This window comes from Chitinophaga sp. (assembly GCF_039596155.1).
GTDB lineage: Bacteria > Bacteroidota > Bacteroidia > Chitinophagales > Chitinophagaceae > Chitinophaga.
The window spans coordinates 24,195-30,564 of the sequence record NZ_JBCNKF010000051.1; the positions used below are offsets into that span (position 1 = coordinate 24,195).

Below are 6,370 nucleotides of genomic sequence, written 5' to 3' on the forward strand. Positions count from 1 at the left end.
ATGAAACGTAGAGATTTTCTTAAAAATACCGTGTCGGCTGCTATCCTGCCAACCTTTATGAACGGGTTTGCCGTAAAAGCTTTCGGCTCATCTTCATTATTGTCGGCACTGGAAAGTGCTTCTGCGGACAACGATCACGTACTGGTGATGATCCAGCTGGTCGGTGGGAACGATGGCCTGAACATGGTCGTGCCTATCGATCTCTATGCCAAGTACCAGGCGATCCGTCCGAATATCGCTATTCCCCAGGGTAAGTTATTGCCACTGGTGAACAATGTGAAAACAGGGATTCACCCTGCAATGACAGGTATACAGCAATTATATGAAGAAGGTAAAGTCTGCATTATCCAGAGTGTGGGTTATCCTTCTCCCAACTACTCTCACTTCCGCGCTACTGATATCTGGGTATCAGGTTCTGATGCGAATCAGATCGTAGAAACCGGGTGGGGTGGACGTTATCTTGATACACAATACCCTGGTTATCCTGATGGATATCCGAATTATGATAATCCTGATCCGCTGGCTATTCAGATTGGTTCTATTGTGTCTCCTGCGTTCCAGGGGGCGAATACCAATACCGGTATTGCTATTTCCAGCGCGACGGACTTTTACAATTTGCTGGACGATGTAGTAGACCCGGTTCCTAATACCCATGCAGGTGTGGAACTGGCGTATGTACGTCTCATCGCCAAGCAAACGAATAAGTTCTCTGATTCTATCAAGAAGGCCGCTCAGAATGTAACTTCTCAAAGCGAATACCCGGATACACAACTGGGCAGGCAGCTGAAGATAGTAGCCAGGCTGGTTGCCGGTGGATTGAAGACGAGAATGTACATGGTGAGCATGGGGTTCTTTGATACCCACGCCAGCCAGACGCAGGGTGGTGATAACACGACCGGTTATCATGCAGAACTCCTGAAAGAGTTGTCAGAAGGGATCAAGGCATTCATGGATGACCTGACCAAACTGAAAGCTTCCCGCAGGGTAGTCGGCATGACGTTCTCCGAGTTTGGTCGCCGTATCAAATCGAATAGCAGTATGGGTACGGACCATGGTGCTGCGGCGCCGATGATAGTATTTGGTGACTATGTACAACAGGGGGTGCTCGGTACTTCGCCGGATATTCCGGATAGCGGGTCGGTGGCAGATAATACGCCTATGCAGTATGACTTCCGTTCGGTATATGCCAGTTTGCTGGAGCAGTGGTTCTGTGTGGATAATACCACGCTGCAATCCATTTTGTTCAAGGACTACCAGCGTTTACCAATTGTGAGCGGTATTGCCTGTGGCACTATTACGGGTATCGATGATGTGAATAATGGCAGTAAGGGATTGATCACCAACTATCCGAATCCATTTGTAGACACTACCACCCTGAAATACAAGACGCGTGGCGGGCATACGATGATCCAGATCTTTGATACCATGGGGCGGCTGGTAGGTGTACCTGTGAATAACGTGATGGCGGGAGGGGAATATACAGCTGTGTTTGACAGTAAAAAACTGGCGGCGGGTATTTACTATGCGCGATTGCAGAACGGGGTATTCCAGGAGGTGAGATCTATGCTGAAAGTGAAGGTGTAAGTAAACTATTTTAAATATATAAGAGGGGTGTATGGCAACATGCATCCCTTTTTTGTTTTCGCCACTCATCAATAAATTTAACAACATTGTTGCATTTATAGGGAATTCAACTACCTTTGTCTTGCTTGAAAAACAGGTTTCTACATAAGATACTGGCAATCCTGCTCCTGGGTGTATTTACTTTTAATACGACCCCCCGGGAATTCATACACCAAATATTCATGGATCACCATGATACCAGGGACGCTCCTATCACGCATGATGGACTTGCTTTTTCTACCAGTCATCAGCACTGTCAGTTCCTGCATTTAGAGCCGGAGCCTTACCAGCATACCAGCAGTTTCTTTGCGGTGCTGGAGCAGTCAGTAATATGGCACTATGCCACCCCGGTAATACCTGCTATTACGCATGTTGATTACCGCCTGTTATCTCCCCGTGCGCCCCCGGCGATTTCCTGTCTTAATGATGTTTTTTTTATCTGATTGAATTGACGTGATGTCAATCTCTATGCATGTATGCCGTGCATTTTATCTAAACTATTTTATTGTTATGCAATTTCTGCGTGTTGTTATATTAAGTATACTGACGGGATTTTCTATTTATATGCCTGTTTTTGCCGATGATGATGGTGTTAACTCAATGAGCGGTACGGTGATCGACAAAGCGACAAATACCCCGTTGCCGGGAGTCACCATTTATTTTCCTGACCTGCATGTAGGTGCATCAACCGATGCGCAGGGTCATTATGAGATAAAGAATTTACCCAAAGGGAAATTCCTGGTAGAGGTACATTTCATTGGGTATGCGACGCTCACGCAAAGTGTGCAGGTGAATGGTACTACCAGTATTAATTTCGGTCTGAGTACAAAAGTGATAGAAGAAAATGAAGTGGTGATCACGGGTGTGAGCCAGGCAACATCGCTGAAGCAAAACCCCACGCCGGTGAACATCATCAGGAAAGATTACCTGGATGCGAATATATCTACCAATATCATTGATGCGGTGGCCAAACTGCCGGGTGTGAGTCAGCTGACGACGGGGCCGGCTATCTCCAAACCATTTATCCGTGGTCTTGGTTACAACCGTGTGGTTGTAATAGGCGATGGTGTAAGACAGGAAGGCCAGCAATGGGGGGATGAGCATGGTATAGAAATCGACGATTATAATGTAAGTAAAGTAGAAGTATTGAAGGGGCCAGCATCGCTGGTATATGGGTCAGATGCGTTGGCGGGGGTAGTGAACATCGTACCTCCAGGTCCTGAACCCGCGGGTCATGTGAAAGGCAATATAGCTGCCAATTATCTGTCTAACAATGGGATGATTTCCTATCACGCAGATCTGGCAGGCACCAGTCAAAATGGTTTCAGCTGGAGCGCATATGGTACGCAGAAGTTTGCACACGACTACAAGAATAAATACGATGGTTATGTGTATAACTCTAAATTCCATAATACCAACTACGGTGGTAGTATTGGTATCAATAAGAACTGGGGATCTTCTGTGTTGCGCTTTACATCCTTTAACCAGGAGTTAGGCCTGGTAGAAGGGGATCGTAATGAGCAGGGGCAATTTATCAAACCAGTCGACGAGAATGGAACGGCAGGAGAAGGGGTAGCGACAGACAAGGATTTCAAGTCTTATACCATTGGTTTACCCCGGCAGCAGATCAATCACCAGAAGTTAGTATGGGATAATAATTTCTATCTCCATAATGGTGGCAGATTGAATGTGATCCTGGGGTATCAGTGGAACAGGCGCCAGGAGTTTGGGGATGTGTTGCATCCGAATGAGCCTGAGTTGTACCTGAAGTTGAATACATTCAACTATGGAGTGAAGTATTCATTTGCAGATATGAATGGTTGGCAGACGAGCATTGGGGTGAATGGTATGCAGCAGCACAATGATATCCTTTCAGGTTCCGAGTTCCTGGTACCGGGTTATAACCTGTTTGATGCAGGTATCTATGCCGTGACGAGTAAGACATGGGATAAGCTGACATTCACTGGTGGCCTGCGTTTTGATAACAGGCATATCAGTGTGGAGGGATTGATGCTGGATACAGATGGTAAGCCTGTAGGCAGTGGTGGTGAACAGAAGTTCAATGCACTGAGTAAGAACTTTTCGAACATATCAGGTAGTGCGGGGCTGAGTTATGCAGCGAGTGATAAGGTGACGTTGAAAGCGAATGTAGCGCGTGGTTTCAGAGCACCTAACATTTCAGAGATTGGTGCAAATGGTGTGCATGAAGGAACGATCAAGTATGAATATGGCAATGAGTCACTGAAACCGGAGGTGAGTACACAGGGGGATATTGGTATGGATTTTAATTCAGAGCATGTATCACTGACGGGTAGTTTGTTTTATAACCATATTACCAACTTTATTTATAGCCGTAAGCTGAGTGGTGTGAATGGAGGTGATTCTATTCCAACTACAGATAATGCGGAGGGGTATGCGGCTTTCCAGTATCAGCAGTCTACAGCCAATCTGTATGGTGGTGAGATTATGGTGGATATCCATCCTCATCCGATTGACTGGCTGCACTTTGAGAATACTTTCTCGTATGTGAAAGCGATGATCGCTAATGGTTCAGATTCAACAAAGTACCTGCCTAATATTCCGGCGGCGAGGTGGTTGTCAGAGTTGAAGGGGAAGTTCAAACAGGTAGGTGGTATTTTCCGGAATGCGTATGCGGGTATACAGATGGACTGGACATTTGACCAGCACAATGTGTATTCTGCTTATCAAACGGAGACGGCTACGCCGGGGTATACTTTGTGGAATGCGGGTATTGGTGCAGATGTGGTGAATAGGAATAAGAGGGTGTTGTTTTCCCTGCACCTGGCGGCGAATAATATTACGGATGTGGCTTATCAGAATCACCTGAGCAGATTGAAATATGCGCCGGAGAATGAGGTGACTGGTCGAGTGGGGGTGTTTAATATGGGAAGGAATTATAGTGTGAAGGTAGCTATACCGCTCAATTTTAAATAGTCGTTGCGTATACAGATAGGAAAGGAAGGGTCGTCCGGGCGTGGACGACCTTTCTGATTTTTATATGTGAAGGTAAAGTGGTATTCGTGAGTATTGTTGTGTGTCAGTTTTGAGGCTGACCTGGGTACTTGTATGAGTTTGACAGTTGTTGCCTGTTGTTAGTGAAGAGGCGGTGGCAGTGTATGGTATAACTTTTACAGCTGTTTCCTTTTGTTAAGGGAAATGCGGTATCAGTGTACAAGCTATTACTGATGTTTGTTTGAATGCGCGGTATTTTTGGCAAGCGGTGTTACGGGCAATTTTGTCTCAGTGCACTGATCAGGGAGTTATCATACTTTAATAAAACCGGGCTGGCCGGGTCGACAGTGATATCTTCCAGTTTCTCATTTGCTTTGTCTAGTCTGAGCCAGGCGAGGGTAGATTCATGGTCTTTTTCACTGGCGAAGAGTTGCAGGAAGAGTTTACTGCCTTCTTCGCGGTCAATTCTCACTTTTATATTCTCTTTTTTTGCTGCTTCTGTTTTGAAGCTGGAGCTCATGACGATGTCAGTGACTGCTTTGTAGCATTCAGGAGAGTAGGAGCCAGCCTGGGGTTTGAGGGTGGTGCTGGCGGAATCTTTTACGTCTGCGTTGGTGGGGGTAGAATCGGCGATGACTTTTCCGGAGGCGGTGGTATCGGCGGTTGCTTCCTGCGAGGCAGCTGCGCAGGCAGAAAGCAGGGCCATTGAAACGATGATAAGCAGATTTGATGGACGCATAAATGGGTGTTTTTGTTTTTAGGGATAACACAAAAGTCATGCAAAAGGATATATAGATTATAATCGTAATTTTGCGGTATGAGCCATTCAAGACCAAACTACTTTCTAAGCATGTTTTCTATGAAATGTCCCCATTGCAGAAGAGGGGATATGTTTAAGGATAAGAATCCGTATCATTTGAGTTTCAAAAAGATCTTTGATATGTATGACCGTTGCCCGGTGTGCGGGCAGATATATGAATTGGAGACGGGGTTCTGGTTTGGGACCGGGTATGTGAGTTATGCGCTGGGGGTGGCGTTTTCGGTGTTTACATTGATTTGTTATTGGGTGTTTGTGGGATTGTCCTGGCAGGATGACAGTGTGTTTTGGTGGCTGGGGATCAATGGGGTGTTGCTGGTGTTGTTGCAGCCGTGGATGATGCGGATCAGCAGGGTGATCTATTTGTATTTCTTTGTGTATTATGACGAGGATACGGCGGAGCTGTGATTTGTCATGATTGTCATGAAAGTGCGCAGTATGTACGGCGAAGCGACGGCAAAGCGTAGAAGAAGTAGTATATAATTGTTACCAGATCATATTTTTTGTAGAAGGTTGTTCCTGATAGTTATTCGGGAGCAACCTTTTGTTGTTTTAGAGTGGGAGGTGGGGGAATAAATATTTGTTCAGCCCGGTGAAATTGCTTAACTTATAGTATGGCTAAGTTGTTTGATCCCAATCCTTTACAAGGTACATATGGTGATATTACGCTTTACTCGGCAAACGGGGAATTTTATCTGAGAAAGAAAAGTTCGCTGACGGCTGAGGAGGTGATGACGTTGCCTGTATTTGAGGGGACGCGGCGGAGTGCTGCGCGGTTGGGCAGGGCGGCGAAGATTGCGGGCAAAGTGTATGGGCAGTTGGAGGAGAGGGAGCATGTGGTGTATAGGGAGATGACGGGGAAGGCGGTGAGGTGGTTGAAGGAAGGGGTGAGTGAGGAGGAGGTGAGGTGGTGGCTGGAGGAAGCGTATCTGGGGAGAAGGATGGCGTGTGTGGAGG

The 6,370-nt window shown here is 46.3% G+C and carries 6 protein-coding genes; 5 read left to right on the forward strand and 1 reads right to left on the reverse strand.

The window, feature by feature from the left end; all coding sequences use genetic code 11:
* The 3 genes from ABDW33_RS30270 (at position 1) to ABDW33_RS30280 (ending at position 4,578) form a co-directional block, all read left to right on the forward strand.
* Positions 1-1,584 (forward strand): DUF1501 domain-containing protein, encoded by a 1,584-nt coding sequence (locus ABDW33_RS30270; protein ID WP_343693827.1) that lies wholly within the window; start codon positions 1-3, stop codon positions 1,582-1,584.
* 125 nt (positions 1,585-1,709) lie between these two features.
* A complete protein-coding gene (locus ABDW33_RS30275) occupies positions 1,710-2,066 on the forward strand; it encodes a hypothetical protein (protein ID WP_343693828.1) in 357 nt (118 codons plus the stop codon).
* Positions 2,067-2,133: 67 nt separating this feature from the next.
* Entirely contained in the window at positions 2,134-4,578 is a 2,445-nt protein-coding gene (locus ABDW33_RS30280; RefSeq protein WP_343693829.1) for a TonB-dependent receptor, read from the forward strand.
* 289 nt (positions 4,579-4,867) lie between these two features.
* On the opposite strand, the gene ABDW33_RS30285 is transcribed toward ABDW33_RS30280, so the two are convergent.
* Positions 4,868-5,335, reverse strand: coding sequence for a hypothetical protein (locus ABDW33_RS30285; protein WP_343693830.1), 468 nt, complete (start codon positions 5,333-5,335; stop codon positions 4,868-4,870).
* A gap of 120 nt (positions 5,336-5,455) precedes the next feature.
* On the opposite strand from ABDW33_RS30285, the gene ABDW33_RS30290 reads away from it, so the two are divergent.
* Both ABDW33_RS30290 and ABDW33_RS30295 read left to right on the forward strand, forming a co-directional pair.
* Positions 5,456-5,821: a DUF983 domain-containing protein gene (locus ABDW33_RS30290; RefSeq protein ID WP_343693831.1), complete on the forward strand. Its 366-nt coding sequence runs from the start codon at positions 5,456-5,458 to the stop codon at positions 5,819-5,821.
* A 206-nt stretch (positions 5,822-6,027) separates the two neighbouring features.
* The coding region (locus ABDW33_RS30295) for a hypothetical protein (RefSeq protein ID WP_343693832.1) at positions 6,028-6,370 on the forward strand (343 nt) is incomplete at its 3' end.

What these genes read in the sequence shown, in the direction of transcription:
- ABDW33_RS30290 (WP_343693831.1), top strand. Translation starts at nt 5,456, where the DNA reads ATGAAATGTCCCCATTGCAGAAGAGGGGATATGTTTAAGGATAAGAAT.
- ABDW33_RS30280 (WP_343693829.1), top strand. Translation starts at nt 2,134, where the DNA reads ATGCAATTTCTGCGTGTTGTTATATTAAGTATACTGACGGGATTTTCT.
- ABDW33_RS30270 (WP_343693827.1), top strand. Translation starts at nt 1, where the DNA reads ATGAAACGTAGAGATTTTCTTAAAAATACCGTGTCGGCTGCTATCCTG.
- ABDW33_RS30285 (WP_343693830.1), bottom strand. Translation starts at nt 5,335, where the DNA reads ATGCGTCCATCAAATCTGCTTATCATCGTTTCAATGGCCCTGCTTTCT.